At 55.2% G+C, this 24,901-nt stretch carries 22 protein-coding genes and 1 riboswitch; of the genes, 6 read left to right on the top strand and 16 right to left on the bottom strand.

Annotated features, from left to right (window positions below; all coding sequences use genetic code 11):
- Position 1: 1 nt before the first annotated feature.
- The 5 genes from KK078_RS00380 to KK078_RS00360 form a co-directional block, all read right to left on the bottom strand.
- Entirely contained in the window at positions 2 to 592 is a 591-nt protein-coding gene (locus tag KK078_RS00380) for an NAD(P)H-dependent oxidoreductase (RefSeq protein ID WP_254088241.1), read from the bottom strand.
- 148 nt (positions 593 to 740) lie between these two features.
- On the bottom strand, positions 741 to 1,262 hold the full coding sequence (locus tag KK078_RS00375; RefSeq protein WP_254088240.1) for a Crp/Fnr family transcriptional regulator: 522 nt from the start codon (positions 1,260 to 1,262) through the stop codon (positions 741 to 743).
- Between the two features lie 52 nt (positions 1,263 to 1,314).
- Positions 1,315 to 2,178, bottom strand: a complete 864-nt coding sequence (locus tag KK078_RS00370; RefSeq protein WP_254088239.1) for an AraC family transcriptional regulator — start codon at positions 2,176 to 2,178, stop codon at positions 1,315 to 1,317.
- A gap of 128 nt (positions 2,179 to 2,306) precedes the next feature.
- Positions 2,307 to 2,963 (bottom strand): NAD(P)-dependent oxidoreductase, encoded by a 657-nt coding sequence (locus KK078_RS00365; protein WP_254088238.1) that lies wholly within the window; start codon positions 2,961 to 2,963, stop codon positions 2,307 to 2,309.
- Positions 2,964 to 3,005: 42 nt separating this feature from the next.
- Positions 3,006 to 3,464, bottom strand: a complete 459-nt coding sequence (locus KK078_RS00360) for a hypothetical protein (protein WP_254088237.1) — start codon at positions 3,462 to 3,464, stop codon at positions 3,006 to 3,008.
- A 105-nt stretch (positions 3,465 to 3,569) separates the two neighbouring features.
- Here KK078_RS00360 and KK078_RS00355 point away from each other — a divergent pair, with 105 nt between their 5' ends.
- Complete coding sequence (locus KK078_RS00355; RefSeq protein WP_254088236.1) at positions 3,570 to 4,214, top strand: MarR family winged helix-turn-helix transcriptional regulator; 645 nt, start codon at positions 3,570 to 3,572, stop codon at positions 4,212 to 4,214.
- A gap of 27 nt (positions 4,215 to 4,241) precedes the next feature.
- Here KK078_RS00355 and KK078_RS00350 read toward each other — a convergent pair whose 3' ends face one another.
- The 7 genes from KK078_RS00350 to metE form a co-directional block, all read right to left on the bottom strand.
- Positions 4,242 to 4,817 (bottom strand): arylesterase, encoded by a 576-nt coding sequence (locus KK078_RS00350; RefSeq protein WP_254088235.1) that lies wholly within the window; start codon positions 4,815 to 4,817, stop codon positions 4,242 to 4,244.
- Between the two features lie 305 nt (positions 4,818 to 5,122).
- Positions 5,123 to 7,765, bottom strand: a complete 2,643-nt coding sequence (locus tag KK078_RS00345) for an ABC transporter permease (RefSeq protein ID WP_254088234.1) — start codon at positions 7,763 to 7,765, stop codon at positions 5,123 to 5,125.
- A 5-nt stretch (positions 7,766 to 7,770) separates the two neighbouring features.
- The gene (locus tag KK078_RS00340) at positions 7,771 to 8,094 is read right to left on the bottom strand and encodes a PadR family transcriptional regulator (RefSeq protein WP_254088233.1); all 324 of its coding nucleotides are present in this window, start codon (positions 8,092 to 8,094) and stop codon (positions 7,771 to 7,773) included.
- A gap of 105 nt (positions 8,095 to 8,199) precedes the next feature.
- Entirely contained in the window at positions 8,200 to 9,033 is an 834-nt protein-coding gene (locus KK078_RS00335) for an SDR family oxidoreductase (RefSeq protein WP_254088232.1), read from the bottom strand.
- Positions 9,034 to 9,105: 72 nt separating this feature from the next.
- Positions 9,106 to 9,999 (bottom strand): helix-turn-helix domain-containing protein, encoded by an 894-nt coding sequence (locus KK078_RS00330; protein WP_254088231.1) that lies wholly within the window; start codon positions 9,997 to 9,999, stop codon positions 9,106 to 9,108.
- Positions 10,000 to 10,113: 114 nt separating this feature from the next.
- Positions 10,114 to 11,073 carry a methylenetetrahydrofolate reductase gene (locus KK078_RS00325; protein ID WP_254088230.1) on the bottom strand — a complete coding sequence of 320 codons (960 nt, stop codon included), beginning with the start codon at positions 11,071 to 11,073 and terminating at the stop codon, positions 10,114 to 10,116.
- Positions 11,074 to 11,193: 120 nt separating this feature from the next.
- A complete protein-coding gene (metE, locus tag KK078_RS00320; protein WP_254088229.1) occupies positions 11,194 to 13,494 on the bottom strand; it encodes a 5-methyltetrahydropteroyltriglutamate--homocysteine S-methyltransferase in 2,301 nt (766 codons plus the stop codon).
- Positions 13,495 to 13,514: 20 nt separating this feature from the next.
- A riboswitch (cobalamin riboswitch) is annotated at positions 13,515 to 13,709 on the bottom strand.
- 184 nt (positions 13,710 to 13,893) lie between these two features.
- Here metE and KK078_RS00315 point away from each other — a divergent pair.
- From KK078_RS00315 to KK078_RS00295, 5 genes are all read left to right on the top strand, one after another.
- On the top strand, positions 13,894 to 14,358 hold the full coding sequence (locus KK078_RS00315; RefSeq protein ID WP_254088228.1) for an Lrp/AsnC family transcriptional regulator: 465 nt from the start codon (positions 13,894 to 13,896) through the stop codon (positions 14,356 to 14,358).
- Between the two features lie 20 nt (positions 14,359 to 14,378).
- Positions 14,379 to 15,236: a helix-turn-helix domain-containing protein gene (locus KK078_RS30595; protein ID WP_254088227.1), complete on the top strand. Its 858-nt coding sequence runs from the start codon at positions 14,379 to 14,381 to the stop codon at positions 15,234 to 15,236.
- Positions 15,237 to 15,312: 76 nt separating this feature from the next.
- Positions 15,313 to 16,116, top strand: coding sequence for an inositol monophosphatase family protein (locus KK078_RS00305; RefSeq protein WP_254088226.1), 804 nt, complete (start codon positions 15,313 to 15,315; stop codon positions 16,114 to 16,116).
- Positions 16,116 to 16,739 carry an NAD(P)-dependent oxidoreductase gene (locus tag KK078_RS00300; RefSeq protein ID WP_254088225.1) on the top strand — a complete coding sequence of 208 codons (624 nt, stop codon included), beginning with the start codon at positions 16,116 to 16,118 and terminating at the stop codon, positions 16,737 to 16,739. The genes KK078_RS00305 and KK078_RS00300 overlap by 1 nt, the downstream gene beginning before the upstream one ends.
- A gap of 157 nt (positions 16,740 to 16,896) precedes the next feature.
- Positions 16,897 to 17,280: a VOC family protein gene (locus KK078_RS00295; RefSeq protein WP_254088224.1), complete on the top strand. Its 384-nt coding sequence runs from the start codon at positions 16,897 to 16,899 to the stop codon at positions 17,278 to 17,280.
- A 316-nt stretch (positions 17,281 to 17,596) separates the two neighbouring features.
- On the opposite strand, the gene KK078_RS00290 is transcribed toward KK078_RS00295, so the two are convergent.
- The 4 genes from KK078_RS00290 to KK078_RS00280 form a co-directional block, all read right to left on the bottom strand.
- On the bottom strand, positions 17,597 to 18,895 hold the full coding sequence (locus tag KK078_RS00290; RefSeq protein WP_254088223.1) for a voltage-gated chloride channel family protein: 1,299 nt from the start codon (positions 18,893 to 18,895) through the stop codon (positions 17,597 to 17,599).
- A 254-nt stretch (positions 18,896 to 19,149) separates the two neighbouring features.
- On the bottom strand, positions 19,150 to 20,403 hold the full coding sequence (locus KK078_RS00285) for an efflux RND transporter periplasmic adaptor subunit (RefSeq protein ID WP_254088222.1): 1,254 nt from the start codon (positions 20,401 to 20,403) through the stop codon (positions 19,150 to 19,152).
- A 12-nt stretch (positions 20,404 to 20,415) separates the two neighbouring features.
- Positions 20,416 to 21,678: a TolC family protein gene (locus tag KK078_RS30590; RefSeq protein WP_317195858.1), complete on the bottom strand. Its 1,263-nt coding sequence runs from the start codon at positions 21,676 to 21,678 to the stop codon at positions 20,416 to 20,418.
- On the bottom strand, positions 21,675 to 24,794 hold the full coding sequence (locus KK078_RS00280; RefSeq protein WP_317195857.1) for an efflux RND transporter permease subunit: 3,120 nt from the start codon (positions 24,792 to 24,794) through the stop codon (positions 21,675 to 21,677). Before KK078_RS00280 ends, KK078_RS30590 begins: the two co-directional genes overlap by 4 nt.
- Between the last annotated feature and the right edge of the window lie 107 nt (positions 24,795 to 24,901).

Genomic DNA, 24,901 nt, shown 5'->3' with positions numbered 1-24,901 from the left:
TTTAGTCAAACTTTGAAAACCTGTGTTCCAGATCCGTCAACCATTTCACCCGCTTTTCCTGGCCTACGGATTTTACCGATGTAAAACTGATCCAGCTCAGGTTCTTGTATCCCATCGTTTTGAAAACACTTCTCAACATTACTTTTCTGATCAAATTTCCGATGAGTAACGAATACAGGATCCTGGGCTTGTTCATGGTGGTAATGACGGTTATGCTTTTCAGGTCTTTTAAGAGGGGTATTAATCCAAATCCTCTTGGATGGTGATCGTACACCACGCCCGGGGCCAGCACCCTGTCAATAAACCCCTTGGTTGTTGCCGGCATGATGTCCCACCAGATTGGAAAAATAAAGATGATGTGGTCCGCTTTCTTCAGGCGTTCGGTATATTCCATTACCTGCGGGTCTACCGGTTTATGGTCCACAAAAGCTTTCAGGTCGGACGGTGACATGGCCGGGTTGAATCCGTCATGGTCGAGGTGCATCAGGTCAACTTCGTGACGGGCTTTCTGGAGTCCTTTCGTTACCACGTTCAGGATAGCATTGCAGTAACTGCCCTCGTATGGATGATTAAATACGATCACTGTTCTCATTTTCTACTGTTTCAGTACAGTACAAATTTGAGACGCCTTTCTGTGCCGGGACGATAACAATTGTAAAGAAATGACCCGCCCCGAAAAAATAAAAAAGCAACACCGTGCCCTACCTGTTCGGCTACTGCGCTGGGAGAACTTAAGGAGCTTATTTTCTGTTCCGGATCCGGCTCAATGAAACCGATGTGATCCCCAAATACGAGGCTATGTAATGTTGCGGAACGCGTTGAACGATATGGGGGTATTGCTCGATCAATTCTTCGTAGCGCTTTTGCGGATTACTTTTAAGATGCGTGTAAAAAAGCTGCTGCGCCTGAAAAAGTCTTCTGAATAAATGTTCGATCAGCTCTTTTCTCAATTCGGGTGATTTTTCAATGATCTCCAGAAAATCTGTTTGTGAGACTGTTTGTAATACACAGGGTTCCAGGCTCTCGATGCTGTACAGGCTCGGCTGGTTTGTCCTAAAACTTTCAATAGACGAAACGCTGTCGCCTTCAAAGAAGAATTGGGTCGTTATTTCTTTACCGCCATTATTCACCCAGGTTCGCAAGCAACCTTTTTCGATGAAGAACATCGTCTTCGAAACTTTTCCTTCTGCCAACAGCAGGGTCTTTGCAGGAACTTCCTGTTGTTTAAAATAATGACGGAATTTATTCCATTCGTCTGTCATTGTTTACAATCGTTTTAGGGGCGCTGTTATGGTATTGACAAATCTTGTAACGTTATTCCTTGCCGGCCAATTCCTGAAAGAAGGCGCCAACGGTCTGGCCGGTCTCTTTTTTGAACAGGCGGGAAAAATAATCGGGATCGCTAAAACCCAGCTGAAAGGCAAGCTCTTTTACGGTGGTCGTTTCGCGGTAATACAAGCGGCGCCGGGCTTCCAGGATCAGGCGACTTGTGATATACTCTTTCGGCGACTGTCCTGAATAGTGTTTCACCAGGGTATATAAGCTGTTGGGATTGAGGGCGAGCTCTTCTGCGATGTCTTCCACCCTGGGCTGCTCGGTGAGGTTGTCTTCGATGAAGGCCTTAAAGGCTATGTATTTGGAGAGCCTGCTGTCGACGGGGGATTTGTCGGTGGCAAAATACGCGGTGTTGATCTCTGTCAGCAAGCTATTCAAATGCGCCAGGATGAGCTCGGGCTCGGTGTTCATCGAGCTCAATAATCCGAGGAGCATCTCTGATACAGGTTTTAGCCGGCGCGCCGCGGCCGGTGTAAGCTGGATCTTCTGACTGTTTAACGGATCGATCAGGAACGGATATTGCCGGGGCAGTAACGACAGACAGTTCTTGTCGAATCCGATCTTGAAATAGTCTGTTTCCCGGCGCTCCTTGGGAAGCTCGTGGATCTGGTTCGGCAGGATAAAAAGTAATTCGTTGTTTCCGACATCGTATGCCTGCAGATCGACCACGTGCCGGGCGCTGCCGTCGATCATCAACAGAAAAAAGTAATATGACCGTTGCAGCGTGGGCCCAAAGGTGGCCGTGATCTGCGGCGGCAGATGGCCGAACTCCGGCGCCACCGCGCGGATGGCCAGTTTGTTGTTCTGCGTAAAGCGGTCCAGGAACGGCTCCGTACTTTTCATACACAAAAGTAGTGAATGTTGATCAACCGCAGGGTGTATAAAAAAGCCTCCCGAAGGAGGCCTTTTATTACTCATTTTTTTTCTGACGGCGGTTTGACTTACGCCAGGACGCTACCGGTTGGTTCCTGTCAGTACGCCAGCTCCACTGTATCTTTAAAAATAGTCTCGTCGTGGATGCTGCGCAACATAAAGTCGGCTACGTCGGCGCGGGCGATCTTCATGCCTTTGGGCACAAAGGTACCGACGGACGATCTGTATTTCCCGGTAAGGGCGCCGTTTGTGAGCTGTGGCGGCCGCATGATCGTCCAGTTGACTGCGCTCGCTTTTACGATGTCTTCCATGCGCAGCAGGTCGGCGTACATGTGCTTCAGGATGCGCTGAAGTATGGACGTTGTCGCCCACCGGATCAGGAAATTATGCGTGGGGTTCACCTCGAGTCCCGACGCGGAGATCACAAACAACCGGGTTGTGCCCGCCTGTGTCATGGCGCGCAGGATATGTTTATCGCCAGCGGAATATAGTGTGGTTTCGGCTGTTGAATTTTTGCCTATGGCCGAGATGACCACATCTTCTTTTTCGAGGATCCCGTTGAGTGTTTCCGGCGCCATGACATCGGCTTTTCGTATGGTTAACGCCGGGTGACGCAAGGTAAAGACGGCGGGGTTCCGTACGATCGCCACGACCGGGTGCCCCCGGTACAAGGCTTGCTCTACAGTGGGTTTACCAATGCCTCCGTTGGCTCCGAAGACCACCACACGGGGGTGTATAGTTTTATTTGTATCCATTTGATCTTTTAGAGGTGTTAGTAGAATTTTTACGAAACGGTATCAATTGAATCTGAATACGCTCAGGACGAAGATCACGAGGAATAGCACCAGCTGCGTGAGCTGTACGGCGGTCATTCCGGATCGTAGCGTCTGCACGTTTTGCTCCTGCGTCATCCGCGCATGGATCCGCTTGCCGAGGATCCTGCGAAACGACAGGGCATTGATGATCAAGAGGAGCAGGATGCCCATCTTGACGCGAAGCCACAGCTGTTGTCCCCACACGGCGTGCAGGTAGACCATCATGGTGACGCCGGCGGCGATGGTCAGCAGCATGCCGATGCCCATCACGCGCTGCAGGCGTCCTATAATTTTCTCTATCAGGATGCCCTCTTGTGGTTGCCGTGGGTCGCTGTTCCAGAAATACCGGAACAAGATCAGATCCATTAAACTCATTCCTGCCGCCACGGTGATGCCCGCGATGTGCAATGTCTTGGCGGCGTCGTAAACCTGCTGATTCATAGTATCTGTTTCGTTGTGTTGCCGTAAATGTATTAGGTTTACGATGCGGTCATGCCGAAAGCTGAGCGGACGATCGGGAATTTGTTACGAAACCGAAGTAATCTTATGGTGGTCAACAAAACAGTCGAGCTGGTGAATGCATGGGCCCGGTACGAGGCAAAATATCCGGGTGGCGATGTCGCTGACTTTTGCCGTTACTACCTGGCGCACCAGGATGTAAAGGAAGTAAAGGGCACGCTGGTGGGCGGTGTGGTGCCGAATATAACCGACAGTCTGCTGCTCAAGATCATGGGGCGGATCAGCAAGCTGAACATGCAATATGCTTCGAAGGCGCTGAGCGGTACGGGTCTGGGTCAGATCGAAGAGTTCGGCATCCTGGTACACATCAAACAAAATGTCAACCCGCGGAAAACGGATGTGATCTATGCCAGCCTGCTGGAGCTCAGCAGCGGGTCGGACATGCTGAAGCGGCTGCAGAAACGCGGCTTTGTGCGCGAGTATGTGGATGAGGACGACCGGCGTTCCAAACGTCTTGCGCTTACGGCGAAGGGAGAAACGGCGGTCGACCAATGCCATCAACGCATTGTCCAGAACGCACGCATGCTGCTGCACGACCTGGACGACGCCGACAAGAAGCTCTGCATTCAGATCCTGAAGGGTGTGGAAGTCAAGTTCTCCAGGCTCTGGCCGGAGCACAAGGGCAAGCCATTTCCCGAAGTATATACCAGTATCGTAAACAGCGCAACGTGATCATCGGTCGACGTGCGCGGGCCGCGGCTAGACGGGGGCGTCTACGTCACTCATGAGATTGCGTAGGACAGGCCAAACGTTGGCGGCGATCACTTCGTAGCCTTTTTTGGAAGGGTGAAGGCCATCCGGCAGGTTCAGGTTGCTGACGCCGGCGACGCCTTCGAGGAAAAACGGGACCAGCGCTGCCTGGTGCTCGTCGGCGAGCTTGCGGAAGATCGCCCGGAATTCGTCGAACTTGCCGGGGGCCAGCTGGTTGGGTATTTCCATTCCCATGACGGCCAGCTTGCACTCTTTGTGTTTGGATCGAACCTTTCGCAGAATGCTGTTCAGGTTGAGGTAGGTAGACGACACGGGCAAGCCGCGGATGGCATCGTTGATGCCGAGCGCCAGTACGAAGATCTCTACCGGCGCGCTGATCCAATACTCCAGTCGCCCCAGTCCCCCGGAGGACGTGTCGCCGCTGATGCCGGCGTTGACAATCTCATAGCGCAGGTTCTCGGCCTCGATCCTGGCGCGGATCAATGCCGGGAACGACTCTGCTGCCGGATCTTTTAATCCATATCCCGCTGTCAGGCTATCGCCAAAAAATACGATTCGTTTCACTCGGTCTTTTATTTACTATTTTTCTTCACTCCGCCTCAAAGATAGCGGGTATCTGCTGAACATCCAGCATGCGGCAATCGTTCCGTCGCCGTGCGGAACGGATTGCGGAGCGTTTCTCATTTTTTCATCCGGGAATGCAACGCCGGAGGCCTCCTCGCGCGTACACAGGAGTTGTTCCTGCAGGGCTGTGTCTACAGCCACTGCGTTATACGGTCGTTGTTTTCGATGGTGAGAATAATGCCCGGTCAGCCGGGTGGGGCACCCAGGTGGTTACGGCACCCGGCCGCCCAGATCGTACTGACGTCTCATTCGTTCTTGAGCGACTCGACCGGGTTGACCGACGCGGCTTTGAACGACCGGTATCCCACGGCGCCGACGGCGATCAGCAGACCGCAGGCTCCGGCGATGAGCACGGAAAACAGATCGAAGTCCGTTCGGTAGGCAAACGACTGGAGCCACTGTTCCATGCCGTACCACGCCAGGGGTATAGCAATAACAAAGGAGATAAGCACGAGCCGCACCAGGTCTGAGAGGAGCAACACTGCCACCTGCCCGGCGGTTGCGCCCAGGATTTTCCGGATGCCGATCTCTTTGGTGCGCTGGGCCGCGGTATAGGTGATCAGACCGAACAAGCCCAGGCATGCAATGAGAATAGCCAGGACGGTGAACGCCGCAAACACGGTGCCCAGCCGTTGCTCGGCGCGGAACAGCGAGTCGAAGTCTTCGTCTACAAACGAATACTCGAACGGTTGGCCGTTGGCATACTTTTTCCAGGTCGCTTCGGCAAACGCTATTTTCTCCTGCATGTCTCCCGGCGTGAGCCGAACGGCCAGCGTTCGGTTCACTTCGGGATTCAGGAATATAGCCAGCGGCTGCACCTCCGACTTTAGGCTTTCAAAATTAAAATCCTTCATGATCCCGATGACGGTATACATGTCGTCATCCGCAAACCCGACCTGTTTTCCTTCGTGGTCTTCCACGCCTAATAATTTTGCGCATGCCTCGTTGATGACGACGGCGCTGGAGTCGGATAAAAAGTCGCGCGAAAAATAGCGCCCGCTTTTCATTTCATAGCCCATGGTGGCGACCAGGTCCTGATCGGCCGCGCACAGGTACGTGCCGACCAGTTGCTGTGATCCTTTTACCTTCAGGAACACGGTGCTGAGGATATTCGGCGGCAACGCCTGCGCGAAACTGGCGTTTGCAAATCCTGCGTGCTTCATCAATTCATCCTTAAATGTGAGGCAATGGTCGCCGAGGACATATGTTTGCGGGATGCGCAGAATGTTTTCCTTGTCAAAGCCCAGATTATGGTCCCGGATAAACCGTACTTGTTTGTAGATGATCATGGTACCGACGATCAGGGCCATCGAGATGGTGAACTGAACGACGACCAGTGTGCTGCGGAGAAAGGATCTTTCGCGGCTGTGCAGGCTGTTCCCCTTCAAGACCTTTGCCGGGCTGAAGGCGGTCAGATGAAAGGCCGGATACGTTCCGGCGAGCAGGGCCACCACGACCAGGAATACGATCAACGACGGCACTACATAGCGGTTGCTCAGCAGGTCCAGGCGCAGGGTTTTCCCCGTGAGGTCGTTAAAGGGTCCCAGCGCGATGTAGGTAAGTATCACTGCCAGTACTCCGGCTACAAAAACATATAAAAGCGACTCCATCAGGAATTGGGGAATCAGCCCATGGCGTGTGGCGCCCATGGTCTTTCTAACCCCTACCTCTTTTGCCCGGCTGACGGCACGCGCGGTGGCCAGGTTCATGAAGTTGATGCAGGCGATCACGGTCAGGAAGATCGCGGTGATGCCGAAGATATATACATACCGGATATCGCCGTTGGCTTCGAATTCGTTGGTGAGATTGGATTGGAGGTGAATGGACAAGAGCGGTTGAATAAAAAAGCTTACGTGGTCTCCGCTCCTGACAAACTGATCATGAGAGATACCCAGGTCCTTCTCAATTCCCGGTACGATCCGCTGTTGCGCAAATACATCGAGCTTTCTGTCTATCTCTTCGGTGCCTTTTTGATGATATGTCTTAAAATATGTTTTTGCGCCGTAACATCCCCAACATTCGTTGGTGGCAAAGGGTATAGACTCCATGGACAGGACCATGTCGTACTTCATGTGGGTGGCGGCGGGTACATCTTCAAAGATGCCTGTGACTTCGGTAAGCTTTGCATCTCTTCCGACGATGAGCTGTTTGCCGACCGGCGACTCGCCGGAGCCTTTGTATCCGAAATATTTTTCCGCGGCCGACCGGGAGAGCACGATCTTTTGCGGGCCTTTCAGGCATTCTTTTGCGTTGCCTTCGATCAGGTCCTGGCCGAAGAATTCAAAAAAGTTCGAGTCTGCTACCAGAAATCGTTTTTCAATAAATGCCTTGTCGTGATACCGCACGGGGTTGTCGATATCCGCCACGCGCACGACGGCTTCGACATCGGGCATTTCAGCTTGCATGGCGGCGGCCAGCGGGGCGCTGGTGCTGGAATACAGGATCTCATCGCCTTTAAAGGTTTCGTTGATACCCACGCGGTAGATCCTTTCTGCGTCGGGAATATGGCGATCATACCGTGCTTCATCGGCGATATATATTCCGATGAGCAATACGGACGCCAGCCCCACGGAGAGGCCGGCAACGTTGATCAGTGAATAAAGCTTTTGCCGTTGGGAGGCGCGCAGCGCGGTGATGAAGTAATTTTTCAACATGATCGTTTGGGTTGTTCTGAACGAAATGGTGTTCCTTAACAAAATGGAAGGGTGCGAAAAGCTCAGAATATTCCAGACCAGTTTTTTGCGTGCCTTCCGGGCGCCGTACCGCTCGATGTCAAACTGGTATTTCTGCAGCAGATCGCCTTCTATCTCCTCCGCCAGATAGTCCGGGCAGACGGCATTCAAAAAGCGGATCGACCATTTCGGCAGGACATCGTCAGGCTGCTTCATGCGCGTTACATTTTCAGTTGAGGCACCATGTTCCACAATTGGATCCGGGATTCTTTCATCGCCTTGAGCATGCCGAGCCCTTGCCGCGTGATGGTAAAGATCCGCTTCCGCCTCCCTCCTCTTTCGCTTGTCGCACCACCGACCTTCGACTGCACCAGTCCTTTATCCTCCAGCCGGTACAGGGTGATGTGTACCGAGCTGAGCGTGATCTCCCGTTTCAGTTCCGTCTCGATCTTCATGGCGATGGCCGCTCCGTATGCGTCGTCTTGCAGGGCCGCCACCATCGTCAGGATCAGTTCTTCGAATTCGCCCAGGTACTCCTTGCCCATTTGCTTCTATTTTGTAAAGTAAATGTAACAGATGTGTTTTACATTTGCAATGGGGCACTGTCTTCGTGAAAAGGGCACATTATGCCCTACCCTGCATGTCGCCGGCTAAGCTGTAAAGTCGGTGATGCCGGAAGAAGCCTGCCATTGCTCCATCTCTTTTGTCAGCTGAACGACCTTTTCTTGAGCCCTGGCAAAGGCATCGCTGCCCAAGAATATGTTTACCGGGGGGAGCGCACTGTTTACGATCTGTATAAAGACGTCTGCTATTTTATCGGGATCTCCCGATTGCGCGCCATCCAGTTGCTGCATTTTTTCATGCGAAGCCCGTAGGTGATCATAGTCTTCGATGCGGGCGTTTCCATAGGCAATGGAATCGGGTCTGGCAAAGTTCGTCCTGAACCAGCCGGGCATCACATTGATCACATAAATACCCAGCGGCTTAAGGTCGTTGGCCAGTGCCTGCGAGAGTCCACTGACTGCAAATTTGGCGGCGGAGTATATACTCCATCCCATGCCCGGGGCAAAACCCGCAATGGAGGAGATATTGATTATATACCCGCTACGTTGTTTCCGTAAGTATGGCAGCGCGTGCTGTATGACACGAACAACGGCAAAAAAGTTGATCTCAAAATTCTCCTGGATCTCATGTTGTGTCAGTTCTTCGACAGCGCCTCCCAGCCCATACCCTGCATTATTGACCACAACATCGATACTTCCGAATTTATCGACCGCTGCACGGAAAGAAGCAGCGACAGCATCCTCGCTTTTCAGGTCGACCGCGAGCGGCAAAAAATTGTCCTTATCCTGTATTTCTTCGAACGCTGTGATATTGCGGGTTGTTGCAATGACCCGGTAACCTTTCGATAACAGCTGTCGGACCAGCGACAGACCCATGCCTTTGGATGCGCCGGTGATATACCATACCTGCCTTTTGCTCATACTTTTTTTGAGGCAAAACTAGGCGGCCCGGTGATGTCAAAACTATCAAATTCAAACCGATGATATCCTGTATCAAACCTTCCGGAATGACAAAGGGCTATGGCTGGTTTGTTTTTTAAAAAAAGCATTGAACTGCGAAGCGGTCTCAAACCCCAGTGCGTATCCGATTTCAGAAACGGTCCAGTCGGTGTGCCTTAGCAAGGCCTGTGCTTCTGCCGACAGCCGATCGGCAATGTATTCGGACGTTGTTCTTCCGCTTTGCTGTTTAACAACGCGGTTCAAATAATTGACGTGAACGGATAATAGATCCGCAATCTTCCGAGGGGATCGAAGATCAAATCGCTGCGCGGGGTGTTCTATCGGAAATTGACGTTCGAGGATCTCATTAAAAACAGCCATGATCCTGGTGCCGGCATTCACCGGCGATGTGATGTCGGCGGGGTTCAGTTTCAGGCCCAGGTAGATCAGCTCCAATGTATAGCTTCGAATGAGCTCGTACTTGTAGGCAAACGTTGACTGCACCTCTGCTTCCATCTTCTGGAAGATGATCGCTATCTGATGTGTTTGCTCTTTATTTAAAGGGAATACCGGTTTGGCTCCGGCAGCGAACAGGGCGTGCGCTTTTACGGTTTTTAAATTCTCGCCCAGGAATCCATCTCTAAAAACACAGAAATAACCTTTGCTGCCGGCATGCAACGGTTCATAGGTATACGGAACCGATGGATTAAAATATAACAGCGTGCTGCCGCTTACCGGTATACTTTTGTCCGCGTAGTGAAATATGTTGTCACCCTGGAACAGCATGATCTTGTAAAAATCGCGGCGTACGAAGGCCGGAGAGGACTGTCCTGTACGCACGCGTTCTTCGATATTGAAGACATTGAACTCGCCGAAGCCTCCGGGGTCCACGGTATGCGGGGAGCTTACTTTATGACGGTAAAAAGAGCCTAGCGATTCGGCAGCCATGGACAAATGTAAAAAATAGCCGGCTTTTATAAACCCCTCCTGGCGCCCGTTGCAAAATGGCTACATGTTGGACTTTATTACGGCGTGGATCGTCGCGGGCGACCTGAAGTCGCGTCAGGCTGCCGACGACTGTGAAACGGTGGCCTTGCGCACGCCGGTGCTTTCTAACATCCCGGCGATCTTATTCACCATATAGATCGATGCTTCGATCTCGTCGTTGCGGATCGCCACGCTTTCGATGTTGAAACCGAAGGGGATGGCCCGGCCGGCGCAGAATGCCGTCAGTTCCGCGGCTATCTCCAGGCAGACCTGTACGGATCGTTCGAGCATATTTCCGGCGGTACGGAAGTCCTGCTTCAGATCGTCGGGCACGTGGATGCCCAGCCAGTCCATGAAGCTCAGCGTCTTTTCGGAGCCACAGACGGTGAGTGTGAAAATGATCGTGGGGAAGTCTGCCTGCCGGGCTTTGCACGTTTGCTCCAGGTCGGCGATCACTTGTTTGGCATAGTCGACATTAAAGACGCACTGGGAGATGAAGTACGATACGCCGCAGCCGGCTTTGTCGAGAATGCGTTTGTCCTCGTCGTTCAGCACGGCGTGTCTTTCGGGGATCGTCACGGCGCCTATGACGGACGTTGCCTGGTGCTTGCTCCAGATCCTGTAGGCTTCCGGCAAGCTGGTCTTTACGGGATAGTCCGGTGCGGGCACGCCGACGAACACGGGGTAGAACGTATGGGTATGAAGTTCTTCGAGCCAGTCGGACAGCTCGTCTTTTGAGAATTTGCCGGCGGGGCGGTAGATGATCTTCGGCACTTTGAGGTCCTGCAGGTAGCGGCGGGCGAAGTCAAACGGGTCTTGTGCCTGGAAGAACGGGAAGGGTCTTTCGGCCGATGTGCGGGCGGATTCGTCCTGTACGTCGTACACGATGAGGGCGTCGATGTCGAGCGGAAAAAGTCTTGCCATGGTCTTGCCGGCGATCTCGGTGGTGCGCTCGGGCGTGGTGCCCATTTTGGGCGGCGTGATTCCATACGTGAGGATACCCGACTCACGAGACTTGATCTTGTCTAAAAACATACTACAGTGTGCCTTGAATATTATACAATGTTATTCATTATTCGTTTTTTAACCTACGGTATACCCCGTTAATGTAGGAAACTGCGGGCGTTGTTGCCCGCAGTCTATACGTTCGTTAGGTTATGCGTCTACCGGGATCGTCTGCCGTGCCTGGCGGGCGGCGGCCACCATGTTCTCCAGGGCGGCTTTTGTCTCCGGCCATTTACGGGTCTTGAGACCGCAGTCGGGGTTCACCCATAGGTGTCGCGCGGGCAGCAGGCTGGCGGCTTTGGCCAGCAGTGCGGCCATCTCGTGGGTAGTCGGTACGCGCGGCGAGTGGATGTCGTATACACCGGGGCCGATCTCGTTGGGATAGTCGAAGTGCGCGAATGCCTGGAGCAGCTCCATCTGCGAGCGCGAGGTCTCGATGGTGATCACGTCGGCGTCCATGGCGGCGATGTGCTCGATGATGTCGTTGAACTCGCTATAGCACATGTGGGTATGGATCTGTGTCTTGTCTTCTACGCCTCCGGCCGAGATACGGAAGGCTTTTACGGCCCAAGCCAGGTACTGGGCGCGTTTGGCTTTGCGCAGCGGGAGGCCTTCGCGGATCGCCGCTTCGTCGATCTGGATGATGCCGATGCCGGCTTTTTCCAACGCCAACACTTCATCGCGAATCGCCAGGGCGATCTGGTTGGTGGTTTGCTCGCGGGACTGGTCGTCGCGTACGAAGGACCATTGCAGAATGGTGACGGGGCCGGTCAACATGCCTTTCATGGGCTTGTCGGTCTGGGCGGCGGCAAAGGTGCTCCAGCGCACGGTCATGTCTTTCGGGCGGCTTACGTCGCCGTAGATCACCGGCGGCTTCACGCAACGGCTACCGTAGCTTTGTACCCAGCCGTTCTTCGTGAACAGGAAACCGTCGAGCTGCTCGCCGAAGTATTCTACCATGTCGTTACGCTCGAACTCGCCGTGTACCAGCACGTCGATGCCGAGCTCTTCCTGCCAGCGGATGGCGTCGATGGTCGCTTGCTCGATCGACTTTTCGTATTGCGCGACGGTGAGCTCGCCACTTTTTAGTTTGGCGCGCAGCTGGCGGATGTCGTCGGTCTGCGGGAATGATCCGATGGTTGTCGTGGGGAAGGCCGGCAGGTTAAAGCGCCGGTGGTGCAGCTGCTGGCGTACGGGGAATGCGCTCGTGCGCGTTGCATCGGCTTCGGTGATGGCGCCGACGCGGTTCTTGACGGCGGCCTTGTGAACCTTCTGCGATGCGCGCCGGCTTGCCTGGGCCTGCTGGTTTGCCGGGAGCGGCGCGTTGTTCCCTTCGGCGATCTGCTTGAGCGCAGATACTTCGTCCAGTTTTTGTTTGGCGAAGGCCATCCAGTTCCGGATCTCCGGGTCGATGGCCGTTTCGAGATCGAGGTCGATGGGGCTATGCAGCAGCGAGCACGACGGTGCCACGATCACCCTATCGGCTCCTATCTTCTGTACGGCTTTGTCGATGAGGGTCAGCGATCGCTCGTAGTCGTTTTTCCAAACGTTGCGGCCGTCGACCACGCCGAGCGACAGTTGCAGCTGTTCGGGGATCCGCGCGAGCACTTCGTCCAGTTGCCCGGGCGCGCGCACCAGGTCGATGTGCAGCGCATCGATGGGAAGGTTTACGGCCAGCTGGGTGTTGTCTGCGAGGGCTTCGAAATATGTTGCCACCAAGAGCCTGACGCCGCTTACCTGGCTGGCTATACGGCGGTAGGCATAATCAAATGCTTCTTTTTCTTTTTTGGAAAGGTCCAATGCCAGGCAGGGCTCGTCCAGCTGGATCCACGTTGCGCCGAGCTGGCGCAGGCGGTTGATGATCTCTACATATACCGGCACCAGTTTTTTGACGAGGTCTGCGCGTTCAAAGCCTGCCTCTTTTTCTTTGCCGAGCAACAGGTAGCTGACGGGGCCGACGAGTACGGGCTTGGCTTTGGGGCCGAGCAACGCTTTGGCGCTGGTATACTCACGGAAGATCTTTTCGGAGAGGATCTTAAACTCCTGGGTGGCGGTGAACTCCGGCACGATGTAATGATAGTTGGTGTCCAGCCATTTGGTCATCTCCATGGCGGTGAGATCCAACCCTTCTTTTTGATACCCGCGGGCCATGGCAAAATACAGGTCCATTTCGCCGTTGCCTTTTGCTTTCGCCAACAGCGGCGCATAGCGTTGCGGTATTACGCCCAGCAGCAGGCTGGTGTCGAGCACCTGGTCGTAGAAGCTAAAGTCGTTGCAGGGGATCAGGTCGATGCCGGCGGCCAATTGGGTCTGCCAGTTCTCTTCTTTGATCGTGCGGGCGACCTGTGTGAGCTCGTTCAGGTCGATCTTGCCGGCCCAGTACTGTTCGTTGGCTTTTTTCAGTTGTCGTTGGCTACCGATGCGCGGGTAGCCCAGGTTTTGCGTTAGCATTTTTTGAATTGGTTTGGTTCATAATACCCGGCAAAGGCAGGTCTCCTGGCTTGTGACATTTTCCGCCGTCCTTCCCGTGCCGATGTATCGGAACAGTGGACATTGCTGGCGGAAAATTGTGCGAGGTCACTTACAGTTGCGCGACAGCCCGTGATTTGCACACGGTTCCCTTTTCAGTCCGACGCTTGTCGGACACCATTTTCCCGGGGGATGTACAGAAAGAACTTTGATCTCTTTTATCGGCCTAAAGCAGTTCTAAATTCTGAACAAATGTATTAATTTGGTTATAAACGCTTTAAAATGGCTATCAATTCGGTTTAATAATCTACATTTGTTACTTTATTAAAAATATTTTTCTATACACCCCTCCTCTTTACGGCCTGAAAAGGAAATTATTCTATGGAAGAAACACTCGACGACACCGACATTCAGCTCTTAAAGCACCTGGGGGCAGACTCCAAGGTGACGATGAAGGAATTGGCCGCGAAGGTGAACCTGTCGCCGTCGCCGGTCTTTGAACGCGTAAAACGTCTGGAGGCGAACGGCTATATAAAAAAATATATCGCCCTGCTCGATGCGGAGAAGCTCAACTTCGGCCTGATCGTCTTTTGTAACATCAAGCTTAAGCAACACGACAAAAGCATCGGCCGGTCGTTCGTGACAGACATCCTTCGGCTGGACGAGGTGGTGGAGTGTTATAATATTTCGGGGGACTACGATTTTCTCCTCAAGGTATATGCACGGGATATGAAGCACTACCAGGACTTTGTTTTTAACAAGCTGGGGTCGGTGAAGAGTATCGGGAGCACGCATAGTACGTTTGTGATGTCGGAGAATAAGAACTCGTATAATATCAATTTGTAGCGGTGAACGATCTTCTGCCTGTGTCTTCCCACAAAAACATACCGCATTATCGTCTTACACCCCAGACCAGGAACGGGATCGTAACGGTCGACCTGTCGCGCTATGAGGACTATAGCCGGCACGTTGTGGTGGAGCCGCACCGCGACGATCACTTTACGTTGCTGGCGCTGCAGTCCGGACGCATTGAACTGTCGGTCGATTTTGAGCCGGTCACGATCACCACGCCCACATTCTTTCTGATCGCGCCTGAGCAGATCCATCAATTGGTGGGCATGACCGATGCCGTCGGCTGGTTGGTGAATGTAGAGACGGGGGTATTTCCCGACGATCTGCGCGTGGCGATCGACCACTACCTGCGCGCACCGCTGCCGCTGGAAAAAGATCCGCCTGCGATACCGCACGTGTTCTCGCTGCTGCGGATGGCGGATGAACTGCGTGCGGGCACCGCGAACGGTTTTGTCGATAAGGCGATCCAGTCTGTGGTGCTCAGCGTTGTGTCGTTAGGGTTGTCGCTTGGGGAATCCAACGTACCGGCCACGTACCCTGTGGGGCGAAACGGTTCCCTGTACCGGCAGTTCAAGGTATTGCTGGAGCAACATTACAGGACGTGGAAGCAGACGTCGGTTTATGCTGCCTCCCTGGCGATCTCTGCCAGCCACCTCAACGACACGGTAAAGGCTGTATCGGGGTGGACGGTGTCTGCGCATATTCAGACACGAAACATACTGGAAGCGAAACGTATGCTGTATACTACCGACCTGACGGCCGGCGAGATCGGGTTTGCGTTGGGGTATGAGGACCCTGTGTATTTCGGTAAGCTCTTCAAGAAGCACACGCAGCTGACGCCGCAGGGCTTTCGCGCGAAATTCCGCGAATAGGACTATCCCTTCCGTAACGAAGACTACGCTGTTGTCCTTCCCGCCGGTAGTTTTGCGTGCCTAAACATGAAACGACATGCAACAGGAATTAGACTACGGGCTTCTGACCCGGGCTATACGGGAAGTGGGCCAGACCTTCCTGGCGGATTTCCGCAAAACGGCAATCCCCCAAACGATGGACGACCTGCTCACCGCCGTGCGGAATATCGAGGACACGTGCTTTGAGGCCTTGCAGCGCCGCATCGATCTTTATTATCCCTCCATCCCGTGGGTGGACGACGACGAATTTACAGCCGACACCCAACGTCGTCCCGCGGAGCATGATGAATACTGGCTTTGTGACACCATGGATGGGGCGATACAATACCTGCAGCACATCCCGGGCTGGACGATCAACGTCGTGCTGGTCCGGAAAGGCCGTCCCTATTTCTCGGTCGTGTACGATGCGCTGACAGACGAGCTCTTTTGGGCGGTCGACGGCCAGGGTGCTTACCTCTACGACCGGAAGCTCCGGACCAGCACAAAGACGGTCGGTGACAATATGCTGGCGGTATGGGAATACGGTCATCAACTAAAAATGCATCCCGGCTGGCGGGATAAAACGGCTGATGCGGTTACGGGTCTCCTGGATTGTTTTGGGATCGTCCGGAACTACGGCCCGCATGGCTTGCAGCTCGCTTACCTGGGTGCCGGGCGGATCGATCTTTTTCTTCAAGACGACCTGGACACACACAACTGGCTGGCCGGTATGCTCATTGCCCGGGAGGCGGGCGCGCAGGTGCTATCGGTTGACGCGGCTCACTGGCAGTGGGGCGACGAGGGGTTGCTGGCGGGGACAGCCAACGCGGTTAAGCTTTTCTTACAGACATATAAAAAGTGATGACTATCGCGATCGCAGGAGCTGCTGCGGGGATCGGCCGGGAAGCTGTGAACCAGGCACTGGACAAAGGACATACGGTAATCGCGTTGTCGACCAACGTCAGCGGTATAGCACGCCGCCCCGGGCTGACCATTATACAGGGCAGCGCGGCAAACATATCCGACTTAAAGAAGGTCATGGTGCGGAGCGACGCGCTCCTGATCACGGTCGGTACGAAGAAAAAAAAGAATACCACCTTATTCTCTGAAATCGCGCGCGCCCTGGTTGCCGCGGCGGACGAGGTACAGTATACGAAGCCGGTGCTGATCATCACCGGTTTCGGCGCCGGCGAGAGCGCGTCGTACCTCGGCTTTTTTATGAAGATGGTCATTCGTCTTTTTCTTCGCGATCAATACCTGGATAAGACCGTGATGGAACAGATCATTACCGCTAGTCATTTGCAGTGGGGAATAGTCAGGCCGGGTATGTTGACGAATGCTCCTCTTTCAGGGCACTATGGAATTTTTACGGCCCTGGAGCCACAGATGAAGGTTGGCAAGATCAGTCGGGCGGATGTTGCGGAGTATTTGCTGAAGGAGGCGGTTTTGCAGGAGAATTTGGGGAAGAAGGTGACGTTGACGTAGATCGATTTTTAATTTGTTCGTTTCTTTTGTGTGAGAATGGCAGAAATGCCCCCGGGGAATTTCGCAAATAGCCTCTCTACCTGATCGGCTTATAGACTACTTTTGAGTATGATCCAGCGGATCAAAAGAAAAAGCTATTCACCAAAATATATCGTGTATGAAAACAAAGATCTGGGCCAATTTCAGCGTAAAAGAACTAGAACGGACGACTAAATTCTATAAGCAACTCGGATTTAAACACAACGGGGCGTCGGAGCAGCTGACCAGCTTCTTCTTTGGGGAGGAGAACTTTATCATCCACTTCTTTTTGAGGGATGTGCTCGAGCCCGCGATGAAGGGGCCGATCAGTGATGCAAAGGCTGGGAATGAAATTATCTTTACGCTTTCTGCTGATAGTAAGGAAGAGGTGAATCGGTGGGAGAAGGAAGTGCGGCAGGCGGGGGGAACGATCGTTTCCAAGCCGGAAGAGTTTGGGGAGGGGTATTATGGGTTTGTGTTTGCTGATTTGGATGGGCATCGGTTTAATGTGTTTTATATGTAGTTGCGTAGCGTGAAAAACGTATACCTAAATGCCAGCACGAGCGTGGGCTATGACGAAAAAGACGACGGGACCGGGGCGTCTTATATAGTGGCGCAGGTTACGACGGTGCCGTTGGGGAGTCTGGAGACTCCCCCTCATGGTAGGCACAAGTCTTCGACCCGCGGCGGGTCTGAGACTCGCGCCAGATACTAATGCATATAGGGGCTTCGCCCCTATGACCCCAAACTTTGCTGTTACCAACGCGCTACAGCTCGCGCCGGTGTTTAGTGGCCAACGAAGCGTGGGCGCGCCACCGGCGCCGGACAGTGCAGCTTCCTTAGTCGTTCGAGTCGGTGTTGTGGAGTTTGTCGACGACGGTGCGTTGCGAGGTGTAGATGCCGGTGGGGCCGCTGAAGTAGTAGGCGGTGAAGCAGGCTATGGCGAAGTAGAGGGCGTTGTCGGCGCCGAAGAGCTCGATGCCCATGATGGTGCAGGCGATGGGGGTGTTGGTGGCGCCGGCGAAGACTGCGATGAAGCCCAGGCCGGCCAGGAGGTCTACCGGGGCGCCGGTGAGGACGGCCAGGGTGTTGCCGAGGGTGGCGCCGATAAAAAACAGGGGTGTTACTTCGCCGCCTTTGAAGCCCATGCCCAACGTAATGGCTGTTAGCAGCAGTTTGATACCCCAGCTGTAGTAGTGCGCGCCGCCGGGTGTGAAGGCGCTTTGGATGCTGACACCGTCGGGGTCGGGGGTTGTTACGCCCAGGCCGAGGTAATCGAAGGTGCCGATGAGGTAACTGATGCCTACGACCAGGACGGCTCCCACGACGGGTATAAGCCATTTGTATGTGATGTAGCGATTGCTCCAGTGTTTGATGTGGTGCGTGGTTTTGGCGAACAGCCAGGCGGCCAGGCCGAAGATCACGCCGGCGGCGATGACCTTTGCCAGCAAGATATAATCGGTTTTCAGGAAGGACGTGATGTGCTGTTGCGCGGGGCGAAAGTGAATGCTGTAGTGCGTGTGCTCGATGCCGACGGTCAGGCAGGTGACGTCGGCCACCACGCTGGCGATGAGACAGGGGACCAGGGCGTCGTATTTGATCCGGCCGACGGCCAGTACTTCCAGGGCGAATATGGCCCCCGTGATGGGCGTGCCGAATACGGCGCCAAAGCCGGCGGCGACGCCGGCCATCAGCAACACGCGGCGATCCTGGTGATCCAGGCGGTACCACCGGGCAAAGAGCGAGGATGTGCTCCCTCCTATCTGCACGGCGGTCCCTTCGCGGCCGGCCGAGCCGCCAAAAAGGTGTGTTATGACCGTGGTGAATAAGATCAGCGGGGCCATGCGGGCGGGTACCCCGCCCCCCGGGTTGTGGATCTCGTCGAGCACGAGGTTGTTTCCCGCGTCGGTGTTCTTGCCGACGACCTTATATAGATACCAGATCGCTATGCCGGCGAGGGGCAACAGCCAGAGGAGCCAGGGGTTTGCCCAGCGGGTCTGCGTGGCCAGGTCCAGCAGCCAGAGGAAAAGTGCTACGAGCAATCCCACAACGATGGCTACGGGCAGGATCAGCAATGTCCAGCGTAGTAAGTGCTTTGCAATGAGGAGATGTTCGAATGAAGATTCAGGTTTATGCATACCGCTCTCCTGCGCCGTTGTTTTCTGTAAGACTATAGTAATGTTACCGGCGGATATTGCTCTTAAAGGTAGTGTTTTTTTGGGGAACCTTTTGAATAGGGAAATATAGTCGGCGTTGCCATCCGAAGGCGGTCGGGAGACCGCCACCATACGGGGCACCGGTGGCGCGCCTGCGCTTCGCCCGGCGCTAACACCGGCGCCAGATGCGGGCCATACCCGGGCGCATCACTCCCGCTCTTCACACTCACACTGTTTCAATGGCTGTGGCCTTCTTCTTCGCTGTTGTTCATGGCGGACAGCAAGTCGTACGCGCCTTTGAGCACGATGTTCCGGGCACTGCGATCGAAGCCTTCGGGGAGGATCACTTCGGTATAGCCGTTGTCGGTCACGCCCACGCCTACTTCGACGGCCTGGAAGCGATAGCCGTGTTGCTCATCGTCCTCGTGCGTGTCGGCTTCGGCTTCTTTGCCGGAGGGTTGGTGCGCTTCTTCGCCGGCGAGCTGTGTGAAGAAGTAATACTTGCCCCCGTTGTTGACGACGGCTTCGTTCGGCAGCGCGTCGGTCTGTGATGCGCCGGTTTCGATGGTGGCTTTGAGGTACATGCCTGGCAGGAGGTTCTTATCTTCCTGCTCCAGGTGGCAATGCACACGTACGGTGCGCTCGGGGCTGATCTCGCGGCCGATGAGGTGTACTTCGGCCAGGCGTTCTTTCGACTCGTTGGCCAGGATGAAGCGCACCTGCTGCCCTTCCCTGACTTTGGGTACATCTTTTTCAAAGACCATCAGCTCGACGTGCAGGTGCCGCGTATCGACGATCTCAAAGATCACTTCATTGGGCTGCACGAACTTTCCGATGTTGGCGTTCACCTCGGTTACATAGCCGCTGATGGGCGACACCACGGGGATCGAACGCAGGATGCCTGTCTTCAGGATGTTCTCCGCGCGGATGTTCAGCAGGGAGAGCTTTTGTTTCAGTGCCTCTACCCGCGAGCGGGTGGACTGGTAGTCGGCTTCCGCTTTTTGAAATGTCTTCATGGCGCTGACGTTTTCGCGGCTCAGCTCCTGCTGCCGTTTATACTCGCTTTCCAGGTAGCCGAGCTGGCTTTGGGCATCGACGTAGTCGTGCTGCATCTGGATATAATCGGGGTGTTCCATGCGGGCGATCACTTCGCCTTTGTTGACCCATTTGCCTTGCAGCAGGTCGGTGTCTTTCAGGATGCCGCCGAAGGGCACCGAGATGCTGACCTGGTTTTGCGGCGGCACGTCCAGCAGGCCGTTCACTTTCAGCAGGCCGGTGAGCTGCCGCGGTTGTACGGCGCCGAGCCCGATGCCCACCGATCTATACTGTATCGCCGACAGCTCGACGGTGCCTTCTTCTTCGTGGTGATGCTCTTCGTGCGCCGGTCCTGCTTTTTCTTCTTTTGAACCGGAACATCCCGCTGCCAGCAGGATGCTTGCGGAGAACAGGGCTATGCGCAGGGATTGTAGTCTATATTTATTTGTTTTCATGTAGTGCGATGGTTAGCGTTGTCCCAGCAGGAGCTCGAGACGAACGACTGCCTGGTTATAGTTGTTTAATGTTTCCAGGTAGCCTACCTGCAGCTCGGCGGCGGTGCTGACGGCCTGGATGAGCTCCAGGTAGCCGATCTCTCCGCCGCGCAGGGCGAGGTTTGCCTGTTTGAGGATCAGCTCTGCCCGGGGCAGCGCGCTGCTTTCGTAGTAGGTCAGCGAGGTATAGAGCTTGTCGACTTCCTGGTTCAGGACGGACACTTCGCCGCTGTAGTTGCGCAGCTCCTGCTCGTAGCGGGTCTGCGCGGTGAGGCGGGTATATTCCGCCGCGCGTACGCGGGCTACCTGGGGTTTAAACCAGAGCGGGAAGCTCACGCCTACTTCGAAGCCCTGGTAGCGGTCGCTTTTTGTCGCCAGCGCGGTGGTGCCTTCGGCACGCGGTGTGCCGATGAGGGTCTGGTTGAAGTAGCCCAGGATCAGCTCGGGGGCGAGGCCGCTTTTTTCGACGGCGCGTTCTTTCGACGCAACGGCTACCTGCTGCCGATACCAGCCTATGCGCGGGTTTTCGGGCCCCGCGGCGGTATCGGCGGCCGGACGCGGGCGGGCGGTAAGCTTTATACTCTCTACGTCTACGCCGGCGGCGCTGTGCAACACGGTCTGCAGCCGTTGTTTATAGATGTCGATGTCACGCTGGTTCTGGTGGAGCTGGGTTTGCGCCTGGAGGTACCGGCTCTCGGCCGTGACCTTTTCCAGCAGGTTAGTTTCGCCGGTGCGCTGGCGCAGCGCGGCGGCTTGTGCAAAGGCTTTCCACAGGCTGTCGGTGCGGGTGTACCACGTGTTAAGCGCGTGCAGGTATGCGAGGTGATACCATGTCGACTTTACCTGGTATGCGATCTCGTTCTGTGTAGCCGCCAGCGTAAGCTCGCTGCTTTTGATGTTGGCATCGCCCAGGGCCGCGCGCGCGGCAAATACCGTCGGGAACGGAATGGTCTGACTCACGGTGATGTTATTGTCGGCTTTCTCGTAACTGTTGTACTGGCCGATCATGCCCACGGCGGTGAAGCGGCCGATGTCTCCCGCGGTTTTCCGGAGGCTTTGCTTGGCTTCGACATCATACTGCGCGGACTGTACTGTCTTGTTGCTGGCCAGGCCTTGCTGCACGGCTTGTTCGAGTGTGAGCGTTGTTGTTTGTGACCAGGCAGCCGGCGCGATGGCCAGGCAGAGCCCTATCACGATTGTCTTCTGTATGTGATGGATGTGTTTGCGCGCTTTCATTTGTTGTCTCGTTTCAGGCCGCCTTCGAAATAAATATATAGTATCGGTAAGACGACCAGTGTCAGGAGCGTTGATGTTACCAGGCCGCCGATCACGACGGTGGCCAGCGGCTTTTGCACTTCGGCGCCGGCCGAGCCGGACAGCGCCATAGGAAGGAAGCCCAGCGAGGCTACCAGCGCGGTCATGAGCACGGGACGTAACCGTGCGGCGGTGCCGTGCAGGACGATGGCGTAGAGGTCTGTCATGCCTTCTGTCTTCGACCGGTTGAACTGTGCGATGAGGACGATGCCGTTGAGCACCGCCACGCCGAACAGCGCGATGAAACCGATGCCGGCCGAGATACTAAACGGCATGCCGCGCAGCACGAGCGCGAAGACGCCGCCGATGGCCGCCATGGGTATGGCGGTAAAGATCAGGATCGATTGCCGCATGGAACCGAAGGTGAAATACAAGAGCAGGAAGATGAGCAGCAGCGCCGCCGGTACGGCGACCGACAATCGCTGTTGTGCTTTCTGCAGATTCTCAAACTGGCCACCGTATGTGATATAATAGCCGGTGGGCATCTTTACCTGTGCATCGATCTGCCGCTGTACTTCTTTGACGACGCTGGCGATGTCGCGGCCGCGAACGTTGAAGCCTACGATGATCCGTCGTTTGGCATCTTCGCGCTGGATCTGGTTCGGCCCCATCCTGAACTGTACATCGGCCACTTGCGAGAGCGGCACCTGATTTCCGTTGGGTGCCGTGACAAAGAGGTCCTGAACGTCTTCGATACTTTGCCGGCTTTGTTCGGCCAGACGCACGACCAGGTCGAAGCGCTTTTCACCTTCGTATACCAGCCCGGCGGCCTGTCCGGCGAATGCCGTGCTGATGGTTTGATTGACGGTCTCTACGTCCAGGCCAAAGCGGGCCAGCCGCTCGCGGTCAATGCCCACGACGATCTGCGGCAGGCCGGTGATCTTCTCGAGGTACAGATCGGTCGCGCCGTCTACGGTGCCGACGATGCCGCCGATCTTTTGCGAGAGCTGTGTGAGCTGCTCCAGGTCTTCGCCGAAGATCTTGATGCCTACATCTTGTCGTACGCCTGAAATAAGCTCGTTAAAGCGCAACTGGATGGGTTGTGAGAAGCCGAAGTTTACACCGGGGATGGCTTTTAGGGCGTCCGACATTTTGTCGGCCAGTTCCTCTCGTGTTTTTGCCGATGTCCACTCCTGCTTGTCTTTCAGAATGATGGTCAGGTCGCAGGCTTCCATCGGCATGGGGTCTGTCGGGATCTCGGCGGCGCCGATCTTTCCGATGACGCGTTTCACCTCGGGGAACTGCTTCATCAGGATGGCCGACGCCTGGGTAACTTTATCGACGGTCTGCGAGAGCGAGCTGCCGGTCAGCAACCGGGTTTCGGCGGCGAAGTCTCCTTCTTCCAGGGTGGGTATAAATTCGCCACCCAGGCGCAGGAAAACGACCAGAGCCACGACCAGTATCGCTACCGATGCGGCCACGACCAGGGCTTTGCTGCGCAATGCGCCGCGGATGACGGGTGTATAGATCCGCTGGAAGAAGTCCATGATCCTGTCGGAGATGTTCTTCGTGTGCGTGATGTCCTTGCTCAGGATCCATGCCGACATCATGGGGATATAGGTCAGCGAAAGTATGAAGGCGCCCAGGATGGCGAAGCCTACGGTCTGTGCCATGGGCCGAAACATTTTTCCTTCGATACCTACCAACGCCAGGATGGGCAGGTATACGATCAGAATGATGATCTCGCCAAAGGCGGCGGCGCTTCTGATCTTGCGGGCGGAGTCGTAGACTTCGTCGTCCATCTGTTCTTGTGTGAGCCGGCCCGCGGGGCGCATGCCCAGGTGGTGCATGGTCGCCTCCACGACGATGACGGCGCCGTCGACGATGATGCCGAAGTCGATCGCGCCCAGGCTCATCAGGTTGCCCGACACGCCAAAGGCGTGCATGAGCGCGACGGCGAAGAGCATGGCCAACGGTATGACCGACGCCACGATCAGGCCCGCCCGCAGGTTGCCGAGGAACAGGACGAGCACAAAGATCACGATCAGGGCGCCTTCTACCAGGTTGCGGGACACGGTGTGTACGGCGCGTCCTACGAATTCACTCCGGTCTATAAAGGCTTCTATCTCCACTCCTTCGGGCAGGGTCTTTTTGATCTGTTCCATGCGCGCTTTCACGCGTTTCACCACTTCGTTGGAGTTCTCTCCCTTGAGCATCATGATGATGGCGCCCACCTTCTCACCCTCGTCGTTCCAGGTGAGGGCGCCGTAGCGGTTGGCGGTGCCGAAGCGGACTTCGGCCACATCGCGAACCAGTACCGGTAGCCCTGACGTTGTATTATGCACTACAATCTGTTCGATGTCGCCCATGGAGGTGATCAGGCCTTCGCTGCGAATGAACCAGGCACTCGGTTTCTTGTCGATGTACGAGCCGCCGGTGTTTTGGTTGTTGCGTTCGAGGGCGGTAAAGATGTCGGTGATGCCGAGGTTATAGCTGCGCAGCTTGTCGGGGTTCAGGGCGATCTCGTACTGTTTGAGATACCCGCCAAAGCTATTTACTTCGGCAATGCCGGGTGTTCCCAGCAGCTGGCGGCGCACGATCCAATCCTGGATGGTGCGGAGTTCCATGGCGTCGTATTTTTGCTCGTATCCGGGTTTGGCGTGGATGACGTACTGGTATATTTCACCCAGGCCGGTCGATACCGGTGCCATTTCGGGTGTGCCGATGCCCGCCGGTATATTTTCTTTTGCTTCGGTGAGCTTTTCGTTCACCTGCTGCCGCGCCCAATAGATGTCTGCGTCGTCGTGAAAGACGATCGTGACGGAGGAGAGACCGAAGCGGGAGACCGACCGTACCTCGGTGATCTCGGGGATGACGGCCATGGCCTGCTCGATGGGAAAGGTGATGAGGCGCTCTACTTCCTGCGCGGCGAGCGAAGGCGACAGTGTAATGACCTGCACCTGGTTGTTGGTGATGTCGGGCACGGCATCGACGGGTAGCCGGGTAAGCGAAAAGATGCCCCATGCCACCAGCCCGAGCGTGAGCAGGCCGACGATGAGCTTATTCTTTATTGAAAAATAAATGATCTTGTCTATCATAATTACCGATCGTGTTGAATGACGGGGATGACGGTGACCGATCGCGCGCAAGCTGACGAGCCGTAAGGACGCTTTGCCTGTATATCGTCATGGGAAATGCTTACGCC

It is taken from the genome of Dawidia soli (assembly GCF_018598185.1).
Taxonomy (GTDB): Bacteria; Bacteroidota; Bacteroidia; order Cytophagales; family Cyclobacteriaceae; genus Ohtaekwangia; species Ohtaekwangia soli.
This window is presented reverse-complemented; position numbering and strand designations above follow the sequence as displayed.